Origin of the sequence: Brevibacterium sp. K72, assembly GCF_050562175.1 — a bacterium.
Classification (GTDB): Bacteria; Actinomycetota; Actinomycetes; order Actinomycetales; family Brevibacteriaceae; genus Brevibacterium; species Brevibacterium casei.
This window is the reverse complement of record NZ_CP191582.1, coordinates 1,755,357-1,781,066: the sequence shown is the minus strand read 5'-3', so window position 1 is coordinate 1,781,066 and position 25,710 is coordinate 1,755,357. Positions and strand designations below refer to the sequence as shown.

20 protein-coding genes and 1 pseudogene are annotated in these 25,710 nt (G+C 69.9%); 6 read left to right on the top strand and 15 right to left on the bottom strand.

The features are described 5' to 3' along the window. Positions 1-20 precede the first annotated feature (20 nt). Entirely contained in the window at positions 21-977 is a 957-nt protein-coding gene (mmuM, locus tag ACQ1RG_RS07800) for a homocysteine S-methyltransferase (protein ID WP_430600820.1), read from the top strand. Here the strand turns inward: mmuM and ACQ1RG_RS07795 are convergent. Together ACQ1RG_RS07795 and ACQ1RG_RS07790 are read right to left on the bottom strand one after the other, a co-directional pair. Further along, positions 955-2,355, bottom strand: coding sequence for an FAD-binding oxidoreductase (locus tag ACQ1RG_RS07795; RefSeq protein WP_009378030.1), 1,401 nt, complete (start codon positions 2,353-2,355; stop codon positions 955-957). The genes mmuM and ACQ1RG_RS07795 overlap by 23 nt on opposite strands. Next, complete coding sequence (locus tag ACQ1RG_RS07790) at positions 2,355-3,431, bottom strand: histidinol-phosphate transaminase (protein ID WP_009378025.1); 1,077 nt, start codon at positions 3,429-3,431, stop codon at positions 2,355-2,357. The genes ACQ1RG_RS07795 and ACQ1RG_RS07790 overlap by 1 nt, the downstream gene beginning before the upstream one ends. A gap of 448 nt (positions 3,432-3,879) precedes the next feature. Here ACQ1RG_RS07790 and ACQ1RG_RS07785 point away from each other — a divergent pair, with 448 nt between their 5' ends. Both ACQ1RG_RS07785 and mqo read left to right on the top strand, forming a co-directional pair. Then, a complete protein-coding gene (locus ACQ1RG_RS07785) occupies positions 3,880-5,523 on the top strand; it encodes an RNA polymerase sigma factor (RefSeq protein WP_430600818.1) in 1,644 nt (547 codons plus the stop codon). A 105-nt stretch (positions 5,524-5,628) separates the two neighbouring features. After that, the gene (mqo, locus tag ACQ1RG_RS07780; protein WP_009378021.1) at positions 5,629-7,104 is read left to right on the top strand and encodes a malate dehydrogenase (quinone); all 1,476 of its coding nucleotides are present in this window, start codon (positions 5,629-5,631) and stop codon (positions 7,102-7,104) included. 39 nt (positions 7,105-7,143) lie between these two features. On the opposite strand, the gene ACQ1RG_RS07775 is transcribed toward mqo, so the two are convergent. From ACQ1RG_RS07775 to ACQ1RG_RS07765, 3 genes are all read right to left on the bottom strand, one after another. Beyond that, entirely contained in the window at positions 7,144-7,971 is an 828-nt protein-coding gene (locus ACQ1RG_RS07775) for a bifunctional allantoicase/(S)-ureidoglycine aminohydrolase (RefSeq protein ID WP_430600817.1), read from the bottom strand. After that, entirely contained in the window at positions 7,968-9,296 is a 1,329-nt protein-coding gene (locus tag ACQ1RG_RS07770) for a DUF6986 family protein (protein WP_197932323.1), read from the bottom strand. The genes ACQ1RG_RS07775 and ACQ1RG_RS07770 overlap by 4 nt, the downstream gene beginning before the upstream one ends. Positions 9,297-9,357: 61 nt before the next feature. Further along, entirely contained in the window at positions 9,358-10,737 is a 1,380-nt protein-coding gene (locus tag ACQ1RG_RS07765) for an NAD-dependent malic enzyme (protein ID WP_009378013.1), read from the bottom strand. Between the two features lie 155 nt (positions 10,738-10,892). Between ACQ1RG_RS07765 and ACQ1RG_RS07760 the strand changes: the two genes are divergently transcribed. Further along, on the top strand, positions 10,893-11,678 hold the full coding sequence (locus ACQ1RG_RS07760; protein WP_009378011.1) for an IclR family transcriptional regulator: 786 nt from the start codon (positions 10,893-10,895) through the stop codon (positions 11,676-11,678). Positions 11,679-11,684: 6 nt separating this feature from the next. Here the strand turns inward: ACQ1RG_RS07760 and aceE are convergent. The 4 genes and pseudogenes from aceE to uraD form a co-directional block, all read right to left on the bottom strand. Beyond that, positions 11,685-14,441 (bottom strand): annotated as a pseudogene (gene aceE, locus ACQ1RG_RS07755) (pyruvate dehydrogenase (acetyl-transferring), homodimeric type). Positions 14,442-14,571: 130 nt separating this feature from the next. Next, positions 14,572-15,456 carry a factor-independent urate hydroxylase gene (pucL, locus tag ACQ1RG_RS07750; RefSeq protein WP_009378007.1) on the bottom strand — a complete coding sequence of 295 codons (885 nt, stop codon included), beginning with the start codon at positions 15,454-15,456 and terminating at the stop codon, positions 14,572-14,574. 149 nt (positions 15,457-15,605) lie between these two features. Continuing rightward, positions 15,606-15,929 carry a hydroxyisourate hydrolase gene (uraH, locus tag ACQ1RG_RS07745; RefSeq protein WP_063249924.1) on the bottom strand — a complete coding sequence of 108 codons (324 nt, stop codon included), beginning with the start codon at positions 15,927-15,929 and terminating at the stop codon, positions 15,606-15,608. Then, a complete protein-coding gene (uraD, locus tag ACQ1RG_RS07740; RefSeq protein ID WP_176472467.1) occupies positions 15,926-16,420 on the bottom strand; it encodes a 2-oxo-4-hydroxy-4-carboxy-5-ureidoimidazoline decarboxylase in 495 nt (164 codons plus the stop codon). The genes uraH and uraD overlap by 4 nt, the downstream gene beginning before the upstream one ends. Before the next feature lie 206 nt (positions 16,421-16,626). Between uraD and ACQ1RG_RS07735 the strand changes: the two genes are divergently transcribed. Both ACQ1RG_RS07735 and ACQ1RG_RS07730 read left to right on the top strand, forming a co-directional pair. Next, positions 16,627-17,808 carry a glycerate kinase gene (locus tag ACQ1RG_RS07735; protein ID WP_095376099.1) on the top strand — a complete coding sequence of 394 codons (1,182 nt, stop codon included), beginning with the start codon at positions 16,627-16,629 and terminating at the stop codon, positions 17,806-17,808. A 2-nt stretch (positions 17,809-17,810) separates the two neighbouring features. Beyond that, positions 17,811-18,278, top strand: coding sequence for a peroxiredoxin (locus ACQ1RG_RS07730; protein ID WP_280559056.1), 468 nt, complete (start codon positions 17,811-17,813; stop codon positions 18,276-18,278). Between the two features lie 81 nt (positions 18,279-18,359). On the opposite strand, the gene allB is transcribed toward ACQ1RG_RS07730, so the two are convergent. The 6 genes from allB to xdhC all read right to left on the bottom strand — a co-directional run bounded on the left by allB (position 18,360) and on the right by xdhC (position 25,709). Next, positions 18,360-19,736 (bottom strand): allantoinase AllB, encoded by a 1,377-nt coding sequence (gene allB / locus ACQ1RG_RS07725; RefSeq protein WP_095376100.1) that lies wholly within the window; start codon positions 19,734-19,736, stop codon positions 18,360-18,362. A 69-nt stretch (positions 19,737-19,805) separates the two neighbouring features. After that, positions 19,806-21,602: a glyoxylate carboligase gene (gene gcl, locus ACQ1RG_RS07720; protein WP_095376101.1), complete on the bottom strand. Its 1,797-nt coding sequence runs from the start codon at positions 21,600-21,602 to the stop codon at positions 19,806-19,808. Further along, positions 21,602-22,516, bottom strand: coding sequence for a 2-hydroxy-3-oxopropionate reductase (locus tag ACQ1RG_RS07715; protein ID WP_095376102.1), 915 nt, complete (start codon positions 22,514-22,516; stop codon positions 21,602-21,604). The genes gcl and ACQ1RG_RS07715 overlap by 1 nt, the downstream gene beginning before the upstream one ends. A 51-nt stretch (positions 22,517-22,567) precedes the next feature. Beyond that, complete coding sequence (locus ACQ1RG_RS07710) at positions 22,568-23,380, bottom strand: hydroxypyruvate isomerase family protein (RefSeq protein ID WP_430600815.1); 813 nt, start codon at positions 23,378-23,380, stop codon at positions 22,568-22,570. A gap of 211 nt (positions 23,381-23,591) precedes the next feature. After that, on the bottom strand, positions 23,592-24,878 hold the full coding sequence (guaD, locus tag ACQ1RG_RS07705) for a guanine deaminase (protein ID WP_095376103.1): 1,287 nt from the start codon (positions 24,876-24,878) through the stop codon (positions 23,592-23,594). A 33-nt stretch (positions 24,879-24,911) separates the two neighbouring features. Beyond that, positions 24,912-25,709 (bottom strand): xanthine dehydrogenase accessory protein XdhC, encoded by a 798-nt coding sequence (gene xdhC, locus ACQ1RG_RS07700; RefSeq protein ID WP_430600814.1) that lies wholly within the window; start codon positions 25,707-25,709, stop codon positions 24,912-24,914. Position 25,710 lies beyond the last annotated feature (1 nt).

The window sequence follows — 25,710 nt, the reverse complement described above, 5'->3', positions numbered from 1 at the left end:
CGCCAAGTTTAACTGGGTGGATGCGACCGAGACTCACCGCCGTGCTCGAGACCGCCGTGCGCTCCCGCCGTCCCCTCGTCACCGACGGAGGGCTGGGCACCGCGCTCGAGTCCCGCGGGATCGTCCTCGACCACGACCTGTGGTCGGCCGGTCTCCTCCGTGACGATCCCGACACCCTCGCCGAGGTGCACGCCGCCTTCGCGAGAGCCGGTGCCGACATCGTCACGACCGCGAGCTATCAGATAGGCCCGCGCGCTGGGCTCACGGACACTGGGCTCACGGACACTGCGGTGCGTCGACTGTGCGCCGACAGCGTCACCCTCGCCCGCGAGGCTGCCTCACGCGGCACCGCCGCTCCCGTCCTCATCGCCGGGTCGGTAGGCCCGTTCGGGGCCGTCCTCGGCGACGGGTCCGAGTACACCGGCGACTATGCGCTCACCGATGCCGAGTTCGCCGCCTTCCACCGTCCCCGCATCGAAGCCCTCGCCGAGGCGGGCGCCGACGTCATCGCGCTCGAGACCCAACCGAACCTGCCCGAGATCCGGGTCCTCGCCGACCTCGTCGAGGAGACCCGCGTCCCTGCGTGGCTGTCGGTGACCCTCGCCGACGGAGGACCCACTGGCGTCCCGCGACTTCCCGACGGCACCCCGCTCACGGCCCTCGCCGAGGTGGCAGCCGCCCATCCGACGGTCCGCGCGGTCGGCGTCAACTGCGTGCGGCCCGACCAGGTGTCTCCCGCGCTCGAGGCGCTGGCCGCGGTCACCGAGCTGCCCCTCATCGCCTATCCGAACTCGGGCGAGACCTACGATGCGGAGTCGATGACGTGGCAGGACCCGACCGCGGAGGCGGGCGAGCGCCTCGGCGCGTGGCCGGTCGCGGACTGGATCGCCCGCGGGGCCCGGATCGTCGGCGGCTGCTGCCGGACGACGCCCGCGGACATCGCAGAGCTCGTGCTCAGAGCATCTTCCCGGGGTTGAGGATCCCCAGCGGGTCGAGGGAGTCCTTGATCGCGGCCTGCATGCGCTGGGCACCGGCGTCGAGCTCGCGGCCAAGCCACTCTCGCTTGAGGTAGCCGACCCCGTGCTCGCCGGTGATCGTCCCGCCGAGGTCGAGGCCGAGCTGCATGATCTCCGCGAACGCCTCCTGGGCTTGGGCGACCATCGCCTCGTCGCGGGCGTCGAAGACGACGGAGGGATGCATGTTCCCGTCCCCCGCATGTCCCGCGGTGGCGACGACGACGTCGTGGCGATCGTCGATCTCCCGCAGCCGGGCGAAGAACTCGCCGAGGCGCGAGCGGGGCACGCAGACATCGTCGACGAGCTCTCCCCCACCGATGGTGTTCGCGTACCTCTCCATCGCCGGTGCCACGGCCCGCCGGGCGGCGACGAGCATGTCGCTGTCGTCGGGGTCGTCGGAGACGACGGTCTCGGTCGCCCCGTTGGCCTCAGCGATCGCCTCGAACCCGGCGAGGTCACGGGCCGCCTCGGCGGCGGGCTTGTCGGACTGGACGAGGAGGAGGGCACCGGCGTCGGCGGGCAGGCCGAAGTCGCCGTAGTCATTGATCATCGCCATCGTCGCAGCGTCGATGAATTCGAGCATCGACGGCTGGGCACCGGAGGCCATGAACTCCGCGACCGTGCGGCCCGCCGATTCGGTGTCCGGGAAGATCCCCACCCCGGTCAGCGGCGGCGGCAGGAGCGGGGTGAGTCCCAAGGTGATCGCGACGATGACCCCGAGCGTGCCCTCCGACCCGACGAGGAGAGCGGCGAGGTCGAGGCCGGCCACGCCCTTCGCCGTCGCGCGGCCGAGCTTCGTCACCGTGCCGTCGGCGAGGACGACGGTGAGTCCACGGACGTAGTCCTTCGTCACCCCGTACTTGACGCAGCACATGCCGCCGGCGTTCGTCGCGACGTTCCCGCCGATCGTCGAGATCGCCACCGACCCCGGATCGGGCGGGTAGGCGAGTCCTTCGGCGGCGAGGGCGGCCTTGAGGTCGGCATTGATGACGCCGGGCTCGACCCGGCAGATCTGGTCGACGGGATCGATCTCGACGATCGCGTCCATTCCGGCGAGGTTGAGCAGCAGGGCGCCGTCGACGGCGTTCGCCCCGCCCGAGAGCCCCGTCCGCGCCCCCTGTGTGACGACGGGGATGCGGTGGTCGGTGGCGAAGCGCATGACGGCGACGACATCATCGACGCTCCTGGCCCGGACGAGACCGAGCGCCCGCCCGGCCGGGCAGAAGAGCGCCCGGTCGGAGGCGAAGCCGTCGACGACGTCGCGGTCGGTCACGAGCGCACCGGGGCTGAGCTGCTCGGCGAGCACGCCGAGGCCGGCCGCCGCCTCCTCGACGCTCATCAGCGGGCGGCGAACTCTCTGGCCACCGCGCGCACGCGGTCAAGGGCCTCATCGGCGCCGATGCTCACCCGCACGCCGCCGGAGAGTCGGCGGATCGCCACGGCCTGGGCTGCGCACGCGTCTTCGAACGCGGCTGCGGCCTCGTCGTCGAGGGCGATCCACACATAGTTGCCCTGCGCATCAGGGACGTCGAAGCCGAGGTCGCGCAGGTCAGCGGCGAAGCGGTCACGGGTCGCTGCGACCTCCTTCGCCCGGACGAGCACCTCGCCGACCCGCGCGAGCGACTCCGAGGCGGCGGCCTGAGCGCCGGTCGTCACACTGAACGGGGCGACGACCTGACGCAGAGCGGTGGCGATCTCGGCATCGGCGACGCCGTAGCCGACGCGCAGTCCCGCGAGTCCGTGCGCCTTCGAGAACGTGCGGGCAAGGACGAGGTTGTCGTACTTCCGGAACGCGGCGAGACCGTCGACCGCCTCGGCGTCGGTGGCGAACTCCCAGTACGCCTCGTCGAGGGCGACGATGACCCCGGCGGGCACTTCGGCCATGAATCCGTCGAGCTCGGACGTGCGCACGGACGGACCCGTAGGGTTGTTCGGTGAGCAGAGGAGGACGAGGCGGGTCGTGTCGTCGATCTCGGCGAGCATCCCCGCGAAGTCGTGCCGGCCGTCGGGCAGCAGGGGCACCGCGCGCTTCTCCGCACCGCGGGCCGACGCGAGGATCGGGTACATCTCGAACGACGGCCACGGGTAGACGACGGAGGTCCCAGCCTCGAGGGTGATGTTCGTCAGGGCCGAGAGGATCTCCGAGGCGCCCGCCCCGGGCACGACCTCGCTCGGGTCGACGTCGAGGTAGGCGGCGATCTCGGCGACGAGCTTCGCCGACTTCGGATCAGGATAGGCGGCGGGCACCTGCGTCGCGGCGGCCACGGCTTCGGTGATGCCCGGCAGCGGGGCGAAGTGGTTCTCGTTCGACGACAGTTTGTACGGGGCCAGCCCCGGGGCATCCGACGGCGGTTTGCCGGGCTTATAGGGCGGGAACTGGGTCAGGGCATCGCGAAGGAGGAATCGTTTCGACATGCACATATCGTGACACAGGCAACGAATGCTCGGCACAGCGGCCGGCATTCGAGAGGGGTGCCCGTGCCCGCACATGGGAGGTGGCCCTGAGATCGCGGGATCGATCAGGGCCACCGGGGATGATGAGTCCGGGACTCGAGGGGACGCGTGTCGTGCCGAACGCGGAAGGGGACGTGGGTGGCGACCCCTTCACTCATCTAGACCGGAAACTGCGCCTGTTCGTTCGCGACTCCGGGAAGATTTTTCTCGATTCGGCAAACTCCCAGGTCAGCGGGTTGGCACAGATTGCCGACCACATCAGGAGATTCCGCATTGTGAGAGCACGACGGGTGTATCTAGAATGGGAGGTCAGTGCTTCCCCTGCGCACCCCACCGGCGAACGAGCGCGGCACCCTCCCCTCGCGCGGGTTCGACGGTCGAATTCCCCGCTTCCGACGATGACGAGTCCATGACCGAATCCCCCAGTCCCACCCCTGACGACGAGAGTCCCGTGGACGACGGCGGGACGGCGACCGATGCCGAGCTCGTCGCTCTCATCCGGGAGCACACCCCGGATTCGGCCAGCGGACGGCAGGCCTTCGCAGAGCTCTACGCCCGCCACCACGATCCCGCCCTCCACTACGCGATCCGCCTCACCGGCGACCGCCCGCGCGCCGAGGACGCCGTCGCCGAGGCGTTCGCGAAGATCTGGCGCGCGTGGGGCAATGGCGCGGGCCCCGAAGACGCATTCAAGTCCTACCTCATGACCGCCGTGCGCTCAGAGTCCTACCGCTGCACCGCGACGACGAGCGCGACGACCGCCGTCCTTCCCGAGGTCCTCGACGTCCTCGCCGGCAGCAGCTCGCGGGATCACGCGAACGAGATCGCCGAACGCGAGCACCTCGCCCGTGCGTTCTCCTCACTGCCGGAGACCTGGCAGACCGCGATCACGCTCATCGACATCGACGGCACCCCCACCGCCGAGGCGGCAGGGGCCCTCGGCCTCTCCCCGAACTCCTTCAACTCCCTGCTCCGCCGGGCTCGGGAAGGACTGCGCACCGCCTACCTCCAGGAGCTCGTCGAACCGGCCAGGCCCGCATGCGCGGCGTACTCCTCCGAACTCGCCCGCTACGTCCGCAAGCAGCTCGGCCGCCGACGGGGAGCATCGATCGAGACGCATCTGCGGCACTGCCAGTACTGCCGCCGGCAGACGCTGCTGCTCGGGCGCATCAACACGAAGCTCGGGGCGTGGCTGACCCCCGCCGTCCTCGCCGCCGCGCTCATCGAATCCGAGCAGTTCCCGGCTGTCCCGCCCGTCGCCGCCGCGAACGCCGGCGCAGAGCCGGCCGGAGCAGAGTCGGCCGGAGCAGAGCCGGCCGGCGCGCAGAACTCCGAGACCGTCTTCTTCAGTTCCCAGTCCGGCAGCGGCGCGGCAGGCTCGCCTTCGGGTCTTGCCCTCGGCCTCAAGATCGCCGCGGCCGCCCTCATCGCGACGGCGGCGATCGCCGCGACCGTGTGGGCACTCGACCCGAGCCCGAACGCTCCGGAGGTCGAGGGTCCCACCTCCTCGCCCGTGCAGCCGGAGACCGGCCTGGCCGACGACGACCCCGGCGAGGACCTGCGCTCTCCGGTCGCCCCTCCGGCGGCCGGCTCTCCCGATGCCGCTGTGCCCGCGGTCCCGGCGAACGAGGGACCTCGGAACCCGGCCCCTGCTCCTCCGGCTCCCGGCGAGCCCGGCGGTCCGAACGCGGCGCCGCCGGCACCTCGCGATCCCGGCCCGAACAATCCTGGTCCGGGGGATCCCGGACCGGGGGATCCCGGCCCGGGACGGCCCGCGCCTCCGCCGCCGACCGATCCTCCGCCATCGGAACCACCGCCGACAAGTCCGCCACCGACAGAACCTCCACCGACGAGCCCTCCGCCGACAGAACCTCCACCGACGAGCCCTCCGCCGACGAGCCCGCCACCGACGGAGCCTCCTCCGACGGAACCTCCACCGACGAGCCCGCCGCCGACAGAACCTCCTCCGACGAGCCCTCCCACTCGGTCTCCGACGCCGACGGAGCCCGGTGACAACTGCCACGATGTCGGCTGGGGTTGGCACTGCCATTGATCGGGGTCCGTGCGGGCGCCAACGGCCCCGACTTCGGCCCGGACCCCGGCGGGGAGTAATGTGAAGGTCGATACTTCACACCTCTGACGAAGATTGCGAGCGGAAATGCCCTCAACGCAGGAAAAGGTCGACGTTGTCCTCATCGGCAGCGGCATCATGAGCGCCACCCTCGGCGCGATGCTGACCGAACTCCAGCCCGAATGGGATATCCGGGTCTACGAGAAGCTCGACTATGTCGCCAAGGAGAGCTCCGACCCGTGGAACAACGCCGGCACCGGTCACGCAGCTCTGTGCGAGCTCAACTACACCCCCGAGGATGCGAACGGCCACATCGACCTGAAGAAGGCCTCGCAGATCAACGAGCAGTTCCACCACTCGCGCCAGTACTGGTCGCACCTCGTCGACACCGGCGTCCTTCCGGAGCCGAAGAACTTCATCAACCAGGTCCCGCACATCAGCTACGGCCGCGGCGAGAAGGGTCGGGACTACATCAGGAACCGTCGTGAGCAGATGGTCCGCAACCCGCTCTTCGCCGAGATGGAGTACACCGACGATCCGGCCACGCAGGCCGAATGGCTGCCGCTGATGTTCGAGGGCCGCGGACCGGGCCAGGTCAACGGCATCTCCCGGACCCAGATCGGCACCGACGTCGACTTCGGTTCGCTCTCCCGCCAGCTCCTGCGCTACATGGCCGACAAGGGTGCGACGATCCGCACGAGCCACCAGGTCACCGACCTCGACCGCTCCTCCGACGGCTGGACCGTCACGGTCCGTGACCTGCTCTCCCGCGAGACGCACAAGGTGAGTGCGAAGTTCGTCTTCATCGGCGCCGGCGGCGGCGCCCTGCCGCTGCTCCAGAAGTCCGGGATCCCCGAAGGACGCGGCTACGGCGGCTTCCCCGTCTCCGGCATCTTCCTGCGCACCGCGAACCCCGAGCTCGTCTCCCGCCACCAGGCGAAGGTCTACGGCCAGGCCTCCTTCGGCGCACCCGCGATGTCCGTGCCCCACCTCGACACCCGCGTCGTCGACGGCAACGACTACCTCATGTTCGGCCCCTACGCCGGGTTCTCGCCGAAGTTCCTCAAGCGCGGTCGCTTCACCGACCTGCCGTTCTCCGTCCGCGGGAACAACCTGCCGACGATGCTCGGCGTCGCCAAGGACAACACGGACCTCGTCACCTACCTGCTCTCCGAACTCGCAGCCTCGAAGAAGGCCCGATTCGCGGCGATGAACGAATTCATCCCCGAGGTCGACCCTGCCGACTGGGAGTTCATCCAGGCCGGTCAGCGCGTCCAGGTGATGAAGCACGATGCCAAGCGCGGCGGCGTCCTCGGGTTCGGCACCGAACTCGTGTCCTCGGCCGACGGTTCGATCGCCGCCCTCCTCGGCGCCTCACCGGGTGCGTCGACCGCGGTGGCGATCATGCTCGGCCTGCTCAAGACCTGCTTCCCCCGTCAGTACGACGGATGGGAGCCCGCGCTCAAGGACATGGTCCCCTCGCTCGGGCGCAGCCTCGCCGACGACGAGACTCTGCTCACCGAGCTCTCCGAGTACACCGCCAGGACGCTGCAGCTCATCTGAGGCGCTCCAGCTCCACACCTCAGCCGTCAGGTCCCGCTCTCAGAGCTCGACCTGGCGGTTGACGTCTTTGTAGAGGAGGTAGCGGAAGCGGCCGGGTCCGCCCGCGTAGCAGGCCTGCGGGCAGAAGGCGCGCATCGAGATGAAGTCGCCCTCCTGCACCTCGACCCAGTCGCCGTTGAGACGATAGACGGCCTTGCCCTCGAGGACGTAGAGGCCGTGCTCCATCTCGTGCGTCTCCGCGAACGGGATGACCGCGCCGGGTTCGAAGGTGACGATGTTGACGTGCATGTCGTAGGCGAGGTTCCCAGGATCCAACGGCCTCGTCGTCCGCCACCGGTTGTCGGTTCCCGGCATCGGGGACGGTTCGACATCGGCCTCGTTGCCGAAGGCCGCCTCGGGGATGAGCCCGGCCGCCGGCTGGTAGCGCTTGCGCACCCAGTGGAAGCGGGCCGCCTCGGCGCCGGTCGAGTGCGCAGACCACGTCGATCCGGCCGGCAGGTACGCGAACCCGCCCGGGGTGAGCACATGGTCGGTGCCCTCATGGGTGACGGTGAGCTCACCGGCCATGACGAAGAGGAATCCCTCGACCTCGGGCTGCGGTTCGGGGGCCTGCGAGCCGCCGCCGGGCTGGACCTCGAGGATCGTCTGCGAAAACGTCACCGCTCCCCCTGCCACCGGCTTGCTCAGCACCCACGAGCGCGTGTCCGACCATTCGGGCAGCGCCGAGGTGACGATGTCGCGCAGCACCCCACGCGGGATGACCGTGTAGGCCTCGGTGACGATCGCCCTGTCGGTGAGCAGATCCGACTGCGGCGGGTGCCCACCGGTCGGAGCCCAATAGGTGTACGGGTCGGTGGTGATGCTCATGCGCGGGTCTCCTTCTCTGTGGCGATGCCGCCGGTGCGGGCGATCTGCTCGAGCACCTCGGCGGACATGTCGGTGCGTTCGGCGATGTCCTCGGGCGTGTGCGCCCCGCAGGACAGGCCCCGGCTGAGGTAGCGGGCGAGCGCCTTCGCCGTCGCCGGTTCGTCGAGGACGGCCGAGTCCTCCTGCCCGACGTAGCTGCGCAGCCGCTGCGCTGCGAGCTCGAGCCCCTCCCGGTAGAACCGGAAGGTCGAGAGGAACCGGGTCGGCAGCTGGTGCGGGTGCATGTCCCAGCCCTGGTAGATGCCGCGGCGCAGATGTCTGCGCACGAGGCGGGCGTGGAGGCTCCATGCCTGCTCGATCGCCGCCGGCTCCCCCACCGGGAGGATGTTCGTCGACCCGTCGGAGAGGTGGACGCCGGTGCCGGCGACGGCGACCATCATCTGATTCTTCGCGAAGTCCGCGACGGGATGCTCCATCGACTGGTAGGCGGCGGCCACGCCCATCGACGCCGAGTAGTCATACGTGCCGTAGTGGAGCGAGGTGATGCGTCCCGCTCCGGCGTCGAGGACCCGGGCCACGGGCACGGTGCCGTCGGCGCCGAGGATGAGCTGCGGGGTCTCGACCTGGACTTCGAAGGTCAGTGCCCCGTCGTCGAGGCCGTGCTCCTCCTCGAGGTCGCGCAGTGCCGCGACCATGGCCGTGACCTGGTCGGCGGTGCTCACCTTCGGCAGGGTGAGGACGAGCCCCTCGGGCAGGGAACCGTGGGCGGCGATGACGCCTGAGACGAAGAGGTCGAGGGTGCGCAGACCCCGTGCCCGGGTCGCAGCCTCGAGGCACTTGAACCGGATCCCGACGAACGCCGGCGCGGTGTCCTCGGCCATCCCGGCCACGACCGCACGGGCCGCCTCGCGCACCGCGGCGTCCTCGGCCTCGTCGCCCTGGTCGCCGAAGCCGTCCTCGAAGTCGTAGCGGAGATCCTCGATCGGCTCCGTCGTCAGCTTCCGCGTCACCGCCTCGGCGAGCAGCTCCGCCTCCCGGGCGACCTGGTGGAGGCTCGGCGGGGTGAGCCCCAGGGTCTCGTCGGCCTCCCTGCGGGCGGCGACGATGACGCGTTCGGCGAGCTGGACCATGCCGCCGTTGTCCTCGACGGCAGCGAGCGCCTGCTCACCCCACTGCCGGGGGACGGTCGGATCGGCCTGGTGACCTGGGACGTAGACCGTGTGGATGGGTTGGCGCACGTCCCGATCGCCCGGATAACGCGTGCTCAGCAGCTCGTCCGTGTCCGCGAGCAGAGCATCGATGTCATCGAGCGTTGATTGCTTCACTTCATCCTCTTCCGTTGCCGTGTGAGTGAGCGTGCCGGCTCCCCACCATTGTCACCCACATTCACCGCGAGACCGCGGCGACCGCCTCGGCGACCTTCTTCGCGACCTCGGGGTCGAAGACCGAGGGCACGACGTAGCCGGGATGGAGGTCCTCCTCCGGGATGCACGAGGCGATCGCGTCGGCGGCGGCGACCATGATCGACTCGTCGACGTCGGTGGCCTCGGCGTCGAGGAGACCGCGGAAGATCCCGGGGAACGCGAGGACGTTGTTGATCTGGTTCGGGTAGTCGCTGCGCCCGGTGGCGACGACGGCGGCGTGCTTGAGCGCCTCGGCGGGGTCGACCTCGGGATCGGGGTTGGCCATCGCGAAGACGAGCGCCCCGTCATTCATCGCGGCGATGTCGTCACCGTTCAGCACGTTCGGAGCCGAGACGCCGATGAAGACGTCGGCACCGCGGACCGCCTCCTTGAGGCTGCCCTCGAAGCCCTCGGGGTTCGTGTTCTCCTTCAGCCACACCTTGTGCTCGGTGTCGACGGTCGAGTTCGGTCCGATCGCCCCGTCCCGACCGCACGCGATGATCGTCTGCGCCCCGGCGACCTGGAGGAGACGGATGATCGCGTGCCCGGCAGCGCCGACCCCGGAGACGACGATGCGCACCTCGGCGATGTCCTTGCCGACGACCTTGAGGGCGTTCTTCAGCGCCGCGAGCGTGACGATGCCCGTGCCGTGCTGGTCGTCGTGGAAGACGGGGATGTCGAGTTCGGCGCGCAGGCGGCGTTCGATCTCGAAGCAGCGTGGGGCCGAGATGTCCTCGAGGTTGATCCCCCCGTAGGCCGGGGCGATGGCCTTGCAGATCGCGATGATCTCCTCGGTGTCCTTCGTGTCGAGGGCCACCGGCCACGCATCGACCCCCGCGAACTGCTTGAAGAGGACGGCCTTGCCCTCCATCACCGGCATCGCCGCTTCGGGCCCGATGTCGCCGAGGCCGAGGACCGCGGTCCCGTCCGTGACGACGGCGACGGTGTTGCGTTTGATCGTCAGGCGCCTCGCGTCGTCCTTGTTCGCAGCGATCGCCTTGCACACCCGAGCCACGCCGGGGGTGTAGGCACGGGAGAGGTCGTCGCGGTTGCGCAGCGGCACCTTCGGCGTCGATTCGAGCTTCCCGCCGAGGTGGAGGAGGAAGGTCCGATCGGAGACCTTCCGGACGTCGACGCCGGGCAGGGCGCTCAGCTCGGTCGAGACCTCCTCGGCGTGGGCGACGTCGCGGGTGTCGGCACTGACGTCGATGACGACGGTGTCCGGCGTGGATTCGACGACGTCGAGCGCGGTGATGCCGGCGCCGGTCGCCGCGGCCGCGGCCACGAGATCCGAGGTCGACGACTGCCCGACGGCCGTGGCCACACGCAGGGTGATGGAGTATCCGGGGCTGGGAACAGCCATGATGTCATCCTCTCTGATGGAATCATTTCCGTATTACGGATGTTAGCTTCTGCATCATGGAAAATCTAGCGGGAGCGGGCGGTCAACGGAAACTTTCTTCCATTCCGCAGTAGACTGAGCGGAGGTGTCGCCCACTTCGAGGAAGAGGACTACGGATGACCACGAACGACTCAGCCACCCCCGCGATCCGCCAGACCAAGGGCGGGGTGCAGTCCGTCGAGCGCGCGTTCGGCCTCCTCGAGTGCATCGCGAACTCCTCCGGCTCGGCCACGCTCAGCCACATCGCCGCCGACGTCAACCTCCCCCTGCCGACGATCCACCGGCTGCTCTCGACCCTGCTCGGCCTCGGCGTCGTCCGTCAGCTGCCGGGCCGCGGCTACGCACTCGGGCCGGGACTCGTGCGCCTGGGCAATCTCGCCGGTGCGCAGCTCGGGGCGATCGCCCGACCCTACCTGCGCACGCTGGTCGAGGAGCTCGGCGAGTCCGCGAACGTCGCGACCCTCGACGGGGACATGGTCGTCTACGTCGATCAGGTCGCCTCCGAGCGGCAGATGCGGATGTTCACCGAGGTGGGACGCCGCACCCATATGCACGACACCGGTGTGGGCAAGGCGATCCTCGCCGAGCTCGACCCCGAGCAGGTCCGCCACATCGTCACCACCGCGGGCATGCCCACCCCGACCGAGCACAGCATCGGCACGATCGAGGAGCTCGAAGCCGAACTCGAGCGGATCCGTCAGCGCGGGTACTCGATCGACGAACAGGAGCAGGAGCTCGGGGTGCGCTGCTTCGCGATGTCCGTCCCCGATGCCCCGTCCCCGCTCGCGATCTCCGTCTCCGGGCCGATCAGCCGCGTCGACGAGGACTTCGCCGACCGCGCGATCCCCCTGCTCCGCTCGGCGGCCGAGCAGATCTCCCGCGACATGCGCCGCGGTTCCTGAGCCCCCTCAGGCATCCCCGCCCGCCGTGCCCGAGCTGCCCGCGCTGACGTCGTCGAGTCGGTACCTCCGGGCCGCCTCGGCGGGGGCCGCAGTCGGCACCTCGCCCCGGTCGGCGAGGAGCTGCAGGGCCCGGACGACCATCGAATGGGCGTCGATGCGGAAGTGACGCCGAGCCGCGGCCCGCGTGTCGGAGAAGCCGAACCCGTCGGCGCCGAGCGTCGCGAAGTCCTGGGAGAGGAAGGGCCGGATGAGATCCGGCTGCGTCGAGTCGAAGTCGCTGGTGGCGACGATCGGACCGGGTTCCCCGCCGAGGCGGCGACGGACGTAGGGCACCCGCGATGCGGCCTCGACATCGGTCAGACGCGCGGCCTCGCACTCGAGTCCGTCCCGGCGCAGCTCCGCCCACGAGGTCACCGACCACACGGCGGCATCGACGTCCCAGTCCTGGGCGAGCAGCCCGCGGGCCTCGAGCGCCCACGGCACCGCGACCCCTGAGGCGAGGAGCTGCACGCGCGGACGCGACCCTGCCCCCGCCTCGGCGATCCGGTGGATGCCCCTGAGGATCCCCTCGACGTCGACGTCCTCGGGTTCGGCCGGCTGGACCATCGGCTCGTTGTAGACGGTGAGGTAGTACATGACGTTGCGCGCCGCCTCGCCGAGGTCGTGCTCGCCGTACATCCGGTGGAGGCCGTCGCGCATGATGTGGCCGATCTCGTAGCCGAAGGCCGGATCGTAGATCCGCACGGCCGGGTTCGTCGCCGCGAGCACGGGCGAGTGCCCGTCCGCGTGCTGGAGTCCCTCCCCGGTCAGGGTCGTCCGCCCCGCGGTCGCACCGATGATGAACCCGCGGGTCATCTGGTCGGCTGCCGCCCAGAACGCGTCGCCGGTGCGCTGGAAGCCGAACATCGAGTAGAAGACGTAGATGGGGATCATCGGCTGCCCGTGCGTCGAGTACGCGGTGCCGGCGGCGGTGAACCCGGCGGCCGCCCCCGCCTCGTTGATCCCGACGTGGAGGAGCTGACCGGAGCTCGCCTCCTTGTAGGAGAGGAAGAGCTCCCGGTCGACGGCGAGGTAGTTCTGCCCGTTGGGGTTGTAGATCTTCGCCGTCGGGAAGAATGCGTCGATGCCGAAGGTCCTCGCCTCGTCGGGGATGATCGGCACGATCCGCTCCCCCACGCCCTTCTCGCGCATGAGGTCCTTGAGCAGGCGGACGAAGGCCATCGTCGTCGCCGCCTTCTGCTGCCCTGATCCCTTCTTGGTCTGGGCGAAGGCCTTCTCGCTCACCGCGGGCAGGGTGATCGCACTGCGCTCGGTCCTCCGTTCGGGGACGAACCCGCCGAGGCGGCGGCGCCGCTCGATGAGGTACTCGATCGCCTCGTCGTCGGGTCCCGGATGATAGTAGGGCACCTGGTACGGGTCGGCATCGATGACGGCATCGGAGATCGGGATGTCCATCCGGTCACGGAAGGCCTTGATGTCATCGGCGGAGAACTTCTTCATCTGATGGGTCGCATTGCGCGACTCGAAGCTCGTCCCCAACCCGTAGCCCTTGACGGTCTGGACGAGGACGACGGTGGGCCGATCGGGCTCCCGGACCGCCCGGTCGTAGGCGGCGAAGACCTTCTGGTAGTCGTGGCCGCCGCGCTTGAGGTTCCAGATGTCATCGTCGCTGAGGTGCTCGACGAGGCCCTTCGTCACCGGGGAGCGGCCGAAGAAGTTGTCGCGGATGAACCCTCCGGACTCGGCCTTGAACGTCTGGTAGTCCCCGTCGAGGGTCTCGTTCATGATCCGCACGAGCTCACCCGTGCGGTCGGCGGCGAGCAGGGAGTCCCATTCGCGGCCCCAGAGGACCTTGATGACATTCCAGCCGGCGCCGGTGAAGACCGCCTCGAGCTCCTGGACGATCTTGCCGTTGCCGCGCACGGGCCCGTCGAGGCGCTGGAGGTTGCAGTTGACGACGAACGTGAGGTTGTCGAGTCCCTCGTTCGCCGCGAGCTGGAGTGCGCCGCGCGATTCGGGTTCGTCCATCTACCCGTCGCCGAGGAACGCCCACACCCGCTGCTCGGAGGTGTCGGCGATCCCGCGGTGGTGGAGGTAGCGGTTCATCTGCGCCTGGTAGATCGCGTTGATCGGCCCGAGCCCCATCGACACGGTCGGGAACTGCCAGAAGCCGGGCATGAGCCGCGGGTGCGGGTAGGAGCTCAGGCCGTTCGGCGCCCGGGAGGCCTCCTGGCGGAAGCCGTCGAGCTGCGCCTCGGTGAGCCTGCCCTCGAGGTAGGCGCGGGAGTACATGCCCGGGGAGGCATGGCCCTGGAAGAACACCTGGTCGCCGCCGCCGGGATGGTCCTGGCCGCGGAAGAAGTTGTTCAGCCCGATCTCGTAGAGTGTCGCCGCCCCGGCATAGGTCGAGATGTGCCCGCCGACGGAGATCTCCGGCCGCTGGGCCCGGTGGACGAGCATCGCGGCGTTCCAGCGCAGCCACTTCCGGTAGCGGCGCTCGAGGCGCTCATCCCCCGGATAGGCGGGCTCCTGGTCGGCCGGGATGGTGTTGACGTAGTCCGTCGTCGTCACCTTGGGCTGGGCGACGGAGTTCGTCGCCGCCCTCCGGCGCAGGGCCTCCATGATCTCACCGGCGCGCAGGGTGCCCTGGGTGCTCACGAGCCCCTCCCAGGACTCGAGCCACTCGTCGACCTCCTCGTCGGCGGTGGTTGCGGTGGTGCTGGTTGCGGTGGTGTGGTCGGGGCGGGAGGACAGTGCAGTCATCGGGGTTTGCCTCTCTGTCAGGGGTCGACGAAAAGTCGGGGTCGACGAAAAGTCGGGGTCAACGCGGTGCGGGGGTCGACGAACGGACCCGCGGGAGGGTCTCCCGCGGGTCCGAGTCCGCTCTAGCGGGTCAGCAGAAGCCCCGGACGTTCGTCCAGGCGTCCTTCGACTCCTCGACGCCGTCGCGGGTGAAGGTCGCCTCGATGAGACCGTAGGGACGGTCGGCGACGATGAAGACCTCGTTCGGGTTCTCGAGCTCGAAGCGCTCGATGTCGTAGAGGAAGTGGTGCTTGTTCGGGCACGAGAAGCGGATCTCGTCGATCTCGTCGACCTGGTCGATGACCTTCTCGCCCATCTTGTACAGGGTCTGCTGCAGGGCCTTCGAGTAGTGGTCGGTGAAGGCGTCGAGGATGATCGCCTTGACCTTCTCGTACGTCGCCTCGAAGTCGAGGTCGGTCGTGTTGTAGACCCAGCGGGTGGCGATGTCGGTCGCCAGTATCCGGTCCTCGGTCTCCGGCAGCGTCGTGTACTTGTCCCGCGGGTAGCCGACGAATCCGGAGCCGGTGGTCTTGAGCACCGTGAGGTCGCGGAAGCCGGAGATGAGGGTGTCCTTGTCGCCGTCACGGGTGAGCAGCGCCGTGCGCACCTCGGGGGCGGCTCGGTAGAACGAGTGGTCGTGGTCGTTGATCCGGTCCCAGCCGAACTCCTCGGCCTCCCAGCGTCCGCCGCTCACCCAGTCGAAGCTTGAGGTGAAGTGGTCGGCGAGCCCGAGGAGGAACTGCTCCGGGGAGGTCACTCCGAGCTCTTTCGCCTTCGCGAAGATCGTGTTCTTCTGGGTGTCCGTGGCGACGACGTGCTCGTTGTCGCCCTCGGTGTGCGCGGTCTCGAAGTCGCCCCACAGCTGGGAGGTGACGTTGAGATCACGGATCTCGTGGCGGTCGGTGTCGCGGTAGACCCGCATGAGGCGGTTCTCCGCCTTGCCGTACTGGTTCGTCGTGAGTTTCACTGTGCTCATTGCCGTACTCCTCGTTGTGCCGTGATCGGCCCGGATATCGAAAACGAGGCTGCCGGGTCTCCGGCGAGCTTCGGCGGTTTGTTGAGGATGGAGATCCTGCAGGGGGCCTGCTTCCCCTGGTGTCTGTGGTCGCGCAGTGCTGTGGTGCCTCAGCTTCCCCGGTACGTGCTGTACGCGAACGGGCTGAGCAGCAGCGGGATGTGGTAGTGGGCTTCGCCCTCCTTGACGGTGAAGTCGATCGTCACCTGCGGGTGGAAGTGGTCCATGCCCTGGGCCTCGAAGTACTCTCCGGTGCCGAAGACGATTCGGTAGGTTCCCGGCTCGAGGCGCTCGGGTCCGAAGTCGCTGACCCGGCCGCCCGCGTCGGTGCGGGCGCTGACGATCTCGGTGTCCCCGTCGAAGAGGGTGACGGCGAGGTCCACGGCCGGAGTGCCTGCGGTCGAGTCGAGGGCGTGGGCGGTGATGAAGCTCATGCGAGGATCCCTGAGAGTCGGAGGACGGCGATCTCGATGAGCTGGTCGCCCACCTCGGCGAGTTCGTCCTCGGGCGTGTTGGTCATGCGGCGGTCGAGTTCGGCCAGGATCTCCTCCGGCGAGCGGCCGGCGGCGCGGATGAGGAAGACCCGGTCGAAGCGCTCCTCGTAGGCGGCGTTGCCGGCGCGCAGACGCTCCTCGACGGATCCGTCGAGGGCGCCGAGTCCGGCCTGTTCGCGGGAGGAATGGGCAGCCTCGGCGGAATCGCCTGCGGCCTTCTCCCCGATCCGGGGATGATGGGCGAGCGCGGCGGAGATCTCCTCGGGCCGAAGCGGCGAGGCGACGGTGCGGGCACGCTCGAGCGCCGCCTCGACATCGGCGTAGGGGCGACCGGCGACGACGCCGGAGATCCAGCGCTCGACGTCGAGGCACGGGCGCACGACCTCGCGGGCCTCACCCTCCGGCAGCCGATCGAATTCGATCAGGTCCACATCGACCTCGTTTCGCATCTCGGAAGCACTCTTCCATTCGTTGCCTCGAGTGTGGCCCGGGTCTCACAGCGATGTCAAATCCGCCGACAGCGGCGATGACGCCCGCGGTAGCACCGGGAAAGTCATCGCTTTCGGAAATATTTTTCCGTATGATGAACGCAAGTGCGCCAGTGGTGTCGAGTGGAACCGTGAGGTTGAATGTGCTCATGAGCGAAGAAGCCCCCGTCATCGTCTGCGCGCCCGATTCCTTCAAGGGCTCAGCCGGTGCCCCCGCCGCGGCCGCGGCACTCGCCCGTGGAGCGGCCCAGGCCTTCCCCAGCGCGCGGATCACGCAGCTGCCCTTCGCCGACGGCGGTGAGGGCACGCTCGAAGCGCTGCTGGCCGTCTGGGGCACCCCGGCGCGGACCGTCGACGTCGTCGACGCGCTCGGGCGCCCGACCACCGCCCGCTACGGGCTCTCCGCCGACGGGAGGACCGCGGTCATCGAGGCGGCCCAGGCCAACGGCCTGCCCCAGGTCTCCGACGTGCCTCTCGAACCCGAGCGGGCGGGAACCTACGGCGTCGGCCTCATCGCCTCCCGCGTCCTCGAGGAGGGGGTCGACGAGATCCTCCTCTGCATCGGCGGCTCGGCGAGCACCGACGGCGGTGCCGGAATCGTCACCGCGCTCGGGGCCAGGTTCACCGATGCGGCGGGCGAACCCATCCCGCCCGGCGGCGGTGGTCTGGCGTCGCTGTCCGCCATCGACGACTCCGGCCTCGACCCGCGTGCCCGCGCCGTGCGCTGGCGCATCGCCGTCGACGTCGACAACCCGCTCACCGGTCCCCGCGGCGCCGCTGCCGTGTTCGGTCCGCAGAAGGGCGCCGATGCCCCCGCCGTCGAGCGTCTCGATGCCGGTCTCACCCACGTCGCCGAGGTGCTCGCCGGGTCCGCAGCCGAGGCCGAGTCGATGGCCGCGACCCCCGGATTCGGAGCCGCCGGCGGGATCCCGCTCGCGCTCACCGCCCTCCTCGGCGCCGAGGTCGTGCCCGGGTCGACGATGGTCGCCGAGGCGGTCGGGCTGTCTCAGTCCCTCGCCGACGCCGATCTCGTCCTCACCGGGGAGGGGTCGTTCGACTCGCAGTCGCTCGGGGGCAAGGTCGTCGCGGCCGTCCGCGATCATGCCCCCGCCTCGGCGAGCATCATCGTCGTCGCCGGACGGGTCGCACTCACTCCCGCCGAGTGCCGGGAGGCCGGCATCACCGCGGCGCTCTCGATCGCCCCGGGGCCGGCGGACCTCTCCGAACTCTCGGCGCAGGCTGAGGACCTCATCGAATCGACCGCCGCACATGCATGCGCGCTCGTGGCGGCCGGGCACCAGCAGGCAGGACACCAACCGAAAGGGCACTGATCATGGCGAACACACTCACCGTCGGGCAGCAGGCACCGGACTTCTCCCTCCAGGACGCCGACGGCCGGACCTATTCGAAGGAGGGTCTCGCAGGACAGCGGTTCATCCTCTACTTCTACCCGAAGGCCGCGACTCCGGGCTGCACGACCGAGGCGTGCGACTTCCGCGACAACCTCGCCTCCCTGACCGCCGGGGGCTTCGCCGTGCTCGGGGTCTCCCCCGACAGCCCCGAGGAGCTCCAGTCGTTCGCCGCCGACGAGTCGCTGACCTTCCCGCTGCTCTCCGACCCAGACAGCGCCGTCGCGAAGGCCTACGGCAGCTTCGGGGAGAAGACGATCGGCGACCGCACCGTCGAGGGCACGCTGCGTTCGACCTTCGTCGTCGACGAGTCGGGCGCGCTCCAGCTCGCCGAGTACAACGTCTCCCCCGACGGCCATGTCCGTCGCCTCCGAGAGACCCTCGACGTCTGAGGCTCGACGCCTGAGCCTGAGGGCACACGACGACGCGGCACCGCAGAAGTCCTGCGGTGCCGCGTCGTCGTCGGGGCGCGATCAGGCCGTGAGCAGGCGGCCGTGCGGGGCGTCGAAGTCGACGGGGGTGCCGGCGAGCAGGGTCTGCCTCACGGCCCCGCGCACGGTGCGCTGGTCGTAGGCGGTGATCTGGTTGCGGTGGTGGAGCTCGGTCGCAGACACCGTCCACTCCTCCTCGGGGGCGAAGAGCGCGAAGTCCGCGGAGTTGCCCACCGCGATCGACCCCTTGCCCTCGACGCGGGCGATCGCCGCGGGGGCGGCCGACATCCAGCGGACCACCTCGGCGAGCTCGATGCCCCGCCGCTGCGCCTCCGTCCAGACGAGCGGGAGGCCGAGCTGGAGGGAGGAGATCCCGCCCCATGCCGCTCCGAAGTCACCGGACTCGAGGAGTTTGAGCTCCGCGGTCGAGGGCGAGTGGTCGGAGACGATGCAGTCGATCGTGCCGTCGATGAGCCCTTGCCACAGGGCCTCCCGGTTGGCCTCCTCGCGGATCGGCGGGCAGCACTTGTGCGTCGTCGCCCCGTCGGGGATCTCCTCGGCGGAGAAGACGAGGTAGTGGGGGCAGGTCTCGACGGTGAGCCGGACCCCCTCGGCCTTCGCCTCGGCGATCTGGGGCAGCGCATCGGCCGAGGAGAGGTGGAGGATGTGCGCGCGCCCGCCGGTGGCGCGTGCGGCGTCGATGACGCGTCCGATCGCGACGTTCTCGGCTTCGCGGGGGCGGGAGGCGAGGAAGTCGGCGAACCTCCGCCCCGAGGCGGTCGGGGCCTCGGCCATGACCGCGTGGTCCTCGGCGTGGACGATGAGGAGGCCGTCGAAGCCCGCGATCTCCGCGAGGTCGGTCTCCATCTCCACCGGGGTGAGCGGCGGGAACTCGTCGACCCCGGAGTCCTCGAGGAAGCACTTGAAGCCGAAGACCCCGGCCTCGTGGAGGGGGCGCAGCTCCCCGGTGTTGCCAGGGATCGCCCCGCCCCAGAAGCCGACGTCGACGAAGGCCTTGGGTGCGGCGACTGCCCGCTTCGTCTCCAGGGCGTCGACATCGACCGTCGGGGGCAGGGAGTTGAGCGGCATGTCGAGGATCGTCGTCACGCCCCCGGCCGCCGCCGCCTTCGTCGCCGAGGCGAAGCCCTCCCATTCGCTGCGTCCGGGATCGTTGACGTGGACGTGGGTGTCGACGAGGCCGGGCAGGAGCACCTGCGTGTCGTCGACGTCGAGGACCTGCGCCGAGGTGGTGCTCACCCGGTCCTCCCCCGTCGCGATCTCGACGATCCGTCCGTCGCGCACGGCCACCTCGGCGGCGGCGATGCCCTCGGGCAGGACTGCGCGCTTCGCGCGGATGATGAGATCGACGCCGGCATCGGCCTCGGTCGGCGTCTGGGTCTGTGCGCCATCGACGCTCATGGGTTCCTCCTCGAATTCCTGAGCCTAGGGTCGGCCCCGCTCACGGGGCCATGGTATACCGGCGGTCGATCACTTCGCCGCTGCGAGTTCGCTCAGCGGGGTGAGCGCGGTGGGCGCGTCGGCCGGCGTCTGGGCGAGGACGTCGAACTCGTTGATGGCATCGAGGGCGAGCCCCATCGAGATGTTCGTGATCCTCTCGAGGATGATCTCGACGACGACGGGCACCTGGTGTTCGTCCATGAGCTCCTTGGCCACGCGCAGCCCTTCCCCGATGAGCTCGGGATCCTCGACGCGCAGCGCCTTGCAGCCGAGCCCCTGGGCGACGGCGACGTGGTCGACGCCGTAGCCGGCGGTCTCGCCCGTGGAGTTGATGTTGTCGAAGGCGAGCGAGACCTGATAGTCCATGTCGAAGCCGCGCTGGGACTGCCGGATGAGGCCGAGGTAGGAGTTGTTGACGACGACGTGGACGTAGGGGATCCGGTGCTGCGCACCGACGGCGAGCTCCTCGATCATGAACTGGAAGTCGTAGTCGCCCGAGAGCGCGACGACCGTCTGCCCGGGCTTGCCCTTCGCGACTCCCAGCGCCGCCGGCCCCGTCCATCCGAGCGGACCGGCCTGACCGGCGTTGATCCAGTGCCGGGGCCGGTAGACGTGGAGCATCTGCGCGCCGGCGATCTGGCTCAGCCCGATCGTCGAGACGTACGTGACGTCTTCGCCGAAGGCGGTGTTCATCTCCTGGTAGACCCGCTGCGGCTTGATCGGCTTCTCCGTGTAGTTCGTCTTCCGATGCTCGGTCGACTTCCGCTGCGTGCACGAGTGCGCCCACTCCGTGAAGTCGGGCAGGCCACGACCGGCGGCCCGGCCGCGGGCGGCGTCGAGCAGCGCGTCGAGGGCGGCCCCGGCGTCGGAGACGACGCCGTAGTCGGGGGCGAAGACGCGCCCGATCTGGGTCGGCTCGATGTCGATGTGGACGAACCTCCGCCCCTTCCGGTAGACGGAGAGGTCACCGGTGTGACGGTTGGCCCAACGGTTGCCGATGCCGATGACGAGGTCGGATTCGAGGAAGGACGCATTGCCGTAGCGCACGTGCGTCTGGATCCCGACCATGCCGGCGGCCAGCGGGTGGCTGTCGGGGATCGTGCCCCACCCCATGAGCGTCGGCGAGACGGGGATCGAGGTGAGTTCGGCGAACTCGACGAGCCGCTCACTGGCATCGGCACCCAAGATCCCGCCGCCGGCGATGATGAGCGGATGCTTCGCCTCGGCGATGAGGTCGAGGATCCGCTCCGCCTGCGCCGGGGTGGCCTGCGGCCGGTCGACGGGCAGCGGCTCGTAGGTGTCGATGTCGAAGTCGATCTCCGTCTGCTGGACGTCGATGGGCAGGTCGATGAGGACGGGCCCCGGACGCGCCGAGCGCATGAGCTGGAACGCCTTCTGGAAGACACCGGGCACCTGCCCCGCTTCGAGGACGGTCTTCGCCATCTTCGTCACGGGGGCGGCGATCGCCGCGATGTCGACGGCCTGGAAGTCCTCCTTGTCGAGGACGGCGACCGGCGCCTGCCCGGTGATGCAGAGGATCGGCTGCGAGTCCGCGGCAGCCGCATAGAGACCGGTGATCATGTCCGTGCCCGCCGGTCCCGAGGTGCCGAGGCAGACCCCGATGTTCCCCGGTGCCGCCCGCGTGAATCCGTCGGCCATGTGCGAGGCGCCCTCGACATGGCGGGCGAGCGTGTGGCGGATCCCGCCGTGGGCCCGCATCGCCGCATACAGCGGGTTGATCGCGGCTCCCGGCAGGCCGAAGGTCTCGGTCGCGCCTTCCTTCTCGAGGATGAGGACGATGGCGTCGACTGCGCGCATTCTCGTCATCACGCCGCTCCTTCCTGTGCGTCCGCGTCCTCATCCTCCGCCGAGGCGGTCGTTCCCGAGAGCTGCTCGACGACGGTGAGGAGGCCGGAGTGGTCGAGTCCGCCGTTGCCCTGGGCGACGGTGGCGGCGACGAGCTGGGCGACGGCGGCGCCGAGCGGGATCGTCACCCCGGCCTCGCGGGCGGCGGCGGTGACGATGCCCATGTCCTTGTGGTGGAGCGCGAGCCGGAATCCGGGGGCGAATTCGCGGTCGAGCATCTTCTGCCCCTTCTGCTCGAGCACCTTGGAGCCGGCGAGTCCGCCGCCGAGGACTTCGAGCGCCGAGGCGGTGTCGACGCCGTAGGCCTCGAGGAAGACGACCGCCTCGGCGAGGAGTCCGATGTTGCCGGCGACGATGAGCTGATTCGCGGCCTTGACGGTCTGGCCGGCGCCCGAGGGGCCGACGTGGACGATCGTCTTCCCGACCGCCTCGAAGACCTCGGAGGCGGCCGCGAAGTCGGCCTCGTCACCGCCGACCATGATCGAGAGGACGCCGTCGACGGCGCCGGGCTCACCGCCGGAGACCGGGGCGTCGAGGGGCTTGAGTCCGGCCTCCTTCGCCTGCGCGGCGAGCTCCTTGGCGACGTCGGGCCGGATCGTCGAGAAGTCGATCCACATCGCTCCCGGCTTCGCGGCGGCGAGGATCCCGTCCAGCACGGCTTCGACGTCGGGCGAGTCGGGGACCATGGTGGCGATGACGTCGGCCCCGTCGACCGCCTCGGCGATCGTGGAGGCGGCCTGCCCGCCGGCGGCGGCGAGGTCCTCGGCCTTGGCGGGGGTGCGGTTGAAGCCGCGGACGGTGAAGCCGGCGTCGACGAGGTTCTTCGCCATGGGAAGTCCCATGATGCCGAGTCCGATGAAGGCGATGGTGGTCATGTTCTCTGTCCTTTGCAATGGGTCGGGGTGGTCAGCCGCCGAGGCGGTCGGTCAGTGGGCGAGCCACGCGAAGGCGGTCTCGCGGTCCTGCTTGTACTCGAGCGCGATCTGCCCGGAGTAGCCGAGGGCGAAGGAGCGGTCGATCCACTCCCTCAGCGGCAGCTGCCCGGTTCCCGGGGCTCCGCGGCCCTCGGCGTCGGCGATCTGGATGTGGCCGAAGTCCGCGGCCCCGGATTCGATCGCGGCGGCGACGTCGTCGCCGTTGACGGCCATGTGGAAGAAGTCGGCGAGGACGGCGATGTTCTCCGCCCCGCCGGCACGGACCGCCTCGACGACTGCGGCCGCATCGGCGGCGGTCTTGAGCGGGTAGGCGTCCGCCCCGGAGACGGGTTCGACGAGGACGGTGCCGCCGATGCCGGCCACGGCACGGGCGGCGACGGCGAGGTTCTCCAGCGCCACGGCGTCCTGCTCCTCCGGGGTCGAGTCGTCGACGCGCAGCCCGTAGAGGGCGTTGAAGGCGCGGCACCCGGTGCGTTCGCCGATGCCGGCGACGATCTCCGCGTTCTTTGTGAAGTCGGCCTGCGAGCCGGGGATCGAGACCATGCCGCGGTCACCTGCGGCCATGTCCCCGGCCCAGAAGTTCAGGCCCTTGAGCTCGACGCCGGCGGATTCGAGGGAGGCGATGAACGCGTCGACCTCGGCGGGGCTCGGCGTCGGGTCGCCGTCGAAGGGCCACCAGAACTCGACCTTGGCAAAGCCTGCGTCCTTCGCGGCCTGCGCGCGTTCGAGAACGGGGAGTTCGGTGAGCAGGGTGGAACAGGTGAGGATGTAGCTGTCTGCCTGAGTGAAGTCGAACGTCGACATCGGGTCTCCTTCGCGACTCTGCGATTTGCGGAAGTTTCCGTATTGTGGAAGTTCATTTCCGTTGGATGAAAACAGCATACGCATCGGCGGAGTGGGGAGTCAAGACCAGCAGCCCTCGATGCGAAAAGCCCTCCGGAGCTGACCACCCTGCTGGGGGTGGCCGAGCGCCCGGAGGGCTGCTGGCAGGCTGACCTCAGGCTCTGACGAAGCCTCAGCCTTTGACGAGGTCTCCGTCGACCCACACCCGCGTGAGGTCGGCGGGGGTGCCGAGGGCGAAGATCTTCGCGAGCGCATCCTCATCGGATTCGGCGTGGGCGAGGCCGACGTCGAGCGGCTGCCCGGCCGCGGGATCGACGAAGACGGCGTCGAAGCGCTTGCCCACGGACAGGTCGCCGACCGTCTCGTCGAGGCCGAGCGCCCCGGCTCCGGCCGAGGTCGCGAGGTGGAGGAGGTGGGTCGAGGTCAGCGGCACTCCGCCTGCGGGGTCGAGCTGCTGCATGAAGTACGCCTGCACGCCCTCCTTGAGCAGGGAGAACCCGGTGCCGGCCCCGACGTCGGAGCCGAGCGCCACCCGGACGCCTGCGTCGAGGTGGCGCCGCAGCGGGAAGAAGCCGCTCGCAAGCGCCGAGTTCGACGTCGGGCAGTGCGCTGCCGCCGCCCCCGCCTCCCCCATGCGCCCCAGCTCCCGGTCGGTGGGGTGGACGTTGTGGGCGAGGATCGTCTGCCTCCCGAGCAGTCCCGCGCGGTCGTACGTGTCGAGGTAGTCGCTCGCCTCCGGGTGGATCTCTGCGACCCCGGCGACCTCGTCGCGGTTCTCGTTGAGGTGCGAGGTCACCCAGATCCCCGGGTTGTCCGCGACGAGCTGCCCGCCCGCGGCGAGGAGTTCGGGTCCGGCGGAGAACGAGAACCGCGGGGTCACCGCGAAGCGCAGCCGCCCCTTCCCGTGCCAGCGGTCGATGAGCTCCTGGCTCTCGCGTACGGAGCGGTCGACGTCGGTGAGGAGGATGTCGGGGAGGTTCCGGTCGCTGGTGACCAGTCCCGTCGTGATCCGCAGCCCCACCTCGGCGGCCTGGGCGAAGAGGATGTCGACCGCGGAGGCGAAATGGGATCCGAAGACCATCGCCGAGGTGGTCCCGGCGCTCGTCAGTCCGGTGAGGAACTCCCCGGCCAGCGCCCGGGCGTAGGCGTCGTCGCCGAGCTTCGCCTCCTCGGGCAGGGCGCACTGGTCGAGCCAGTCGAGCAGGGGCCGGCCGAGGTGGCCGATCGCCCGGATCTGCGGGAAGTGGACGTGGGTGTCGACGAAGCCGGGCAGGAGGACGCCGCAGCGGAGGTCGACGACCTCGGCGTAGGGATGGCGGTCCCTGGCGGTGGAGAAGTCGGTGCGGGCGACGATGCGTCCGGAGTCGACGACGAGCGCGGTGTCGGACTCCGATCGCAGGGTGCCCCCGGCGAAGGGATCGGTGGGGGTGTCGAAGACGCGGGCACGGAAGATCTGCATGGTGGTGCTCCTCTCAGGAGGGTGGGAATGGGGTCAGCGCAACCGGGTGAGGAGGTCCGCGGCGACGCTGAGCGCGATCGTCGCGGGCTGCTTCCCGGTCAGGGCGGGCAGACCGATGGGGCACGAGATCGTGTCGACGACCTCGGGGGCGTGGCCGTCGGCGATGAGGGCCTTGCGGAAGCGCTGCCATTTCGCGCTCGAGCCGATGAGCCCGATCGTGCCGAGGTCACCGCGGCTCAGCGCGGCCTGGCACAGGTGGAGGTCCTCGGCGTGGTCGTGGGTCATGATGAACACGTGCGAGCCCGGCGGCAGGGACGTGAGCACCTCTTCGCCGACGACGGCGAAGTGGCGGCTGAGCTCGGCCACCGGGGGCTCGAGCCGGTCGAGCTCGCCCAAGTGCTCGGGCCGCGAGTCGGTCACGTGGAGGTCGAGCTCGTGGCGGGCGAGGATCCGCGTGAGCTCGAGGCCGATGTTGCCGGCCCCGAAGATCGCGACCGTGGCGGGCACGGGCAACGGCTCGAGGAGGAGGGCGACCTCGCCTCCACAGCACTGCCGACCGTACTTCGCCGGTGCCTTGTCGTTGAGCCGCAGGGTGAGCATCTCCGGTTCGAAGGGGCGGTCGCCCGCATCGCCGGAGTCCCCGGTGAGCATCTCGCGGGCGCGGGTGACGGCGGTCATCTCGAGATTGCCCCCGCCGATGGTCCCATAGAGGTCATCGGCGGTGACGATCATCTTCGCTCCCGCCTCCCGCGGTGCGTGCCCGCGGACGGAGGCGAGGGTGATGAGGACCGCCGGCACCCGAGCGCTGCGGAGCTCGGCTGCTGCGTCCATC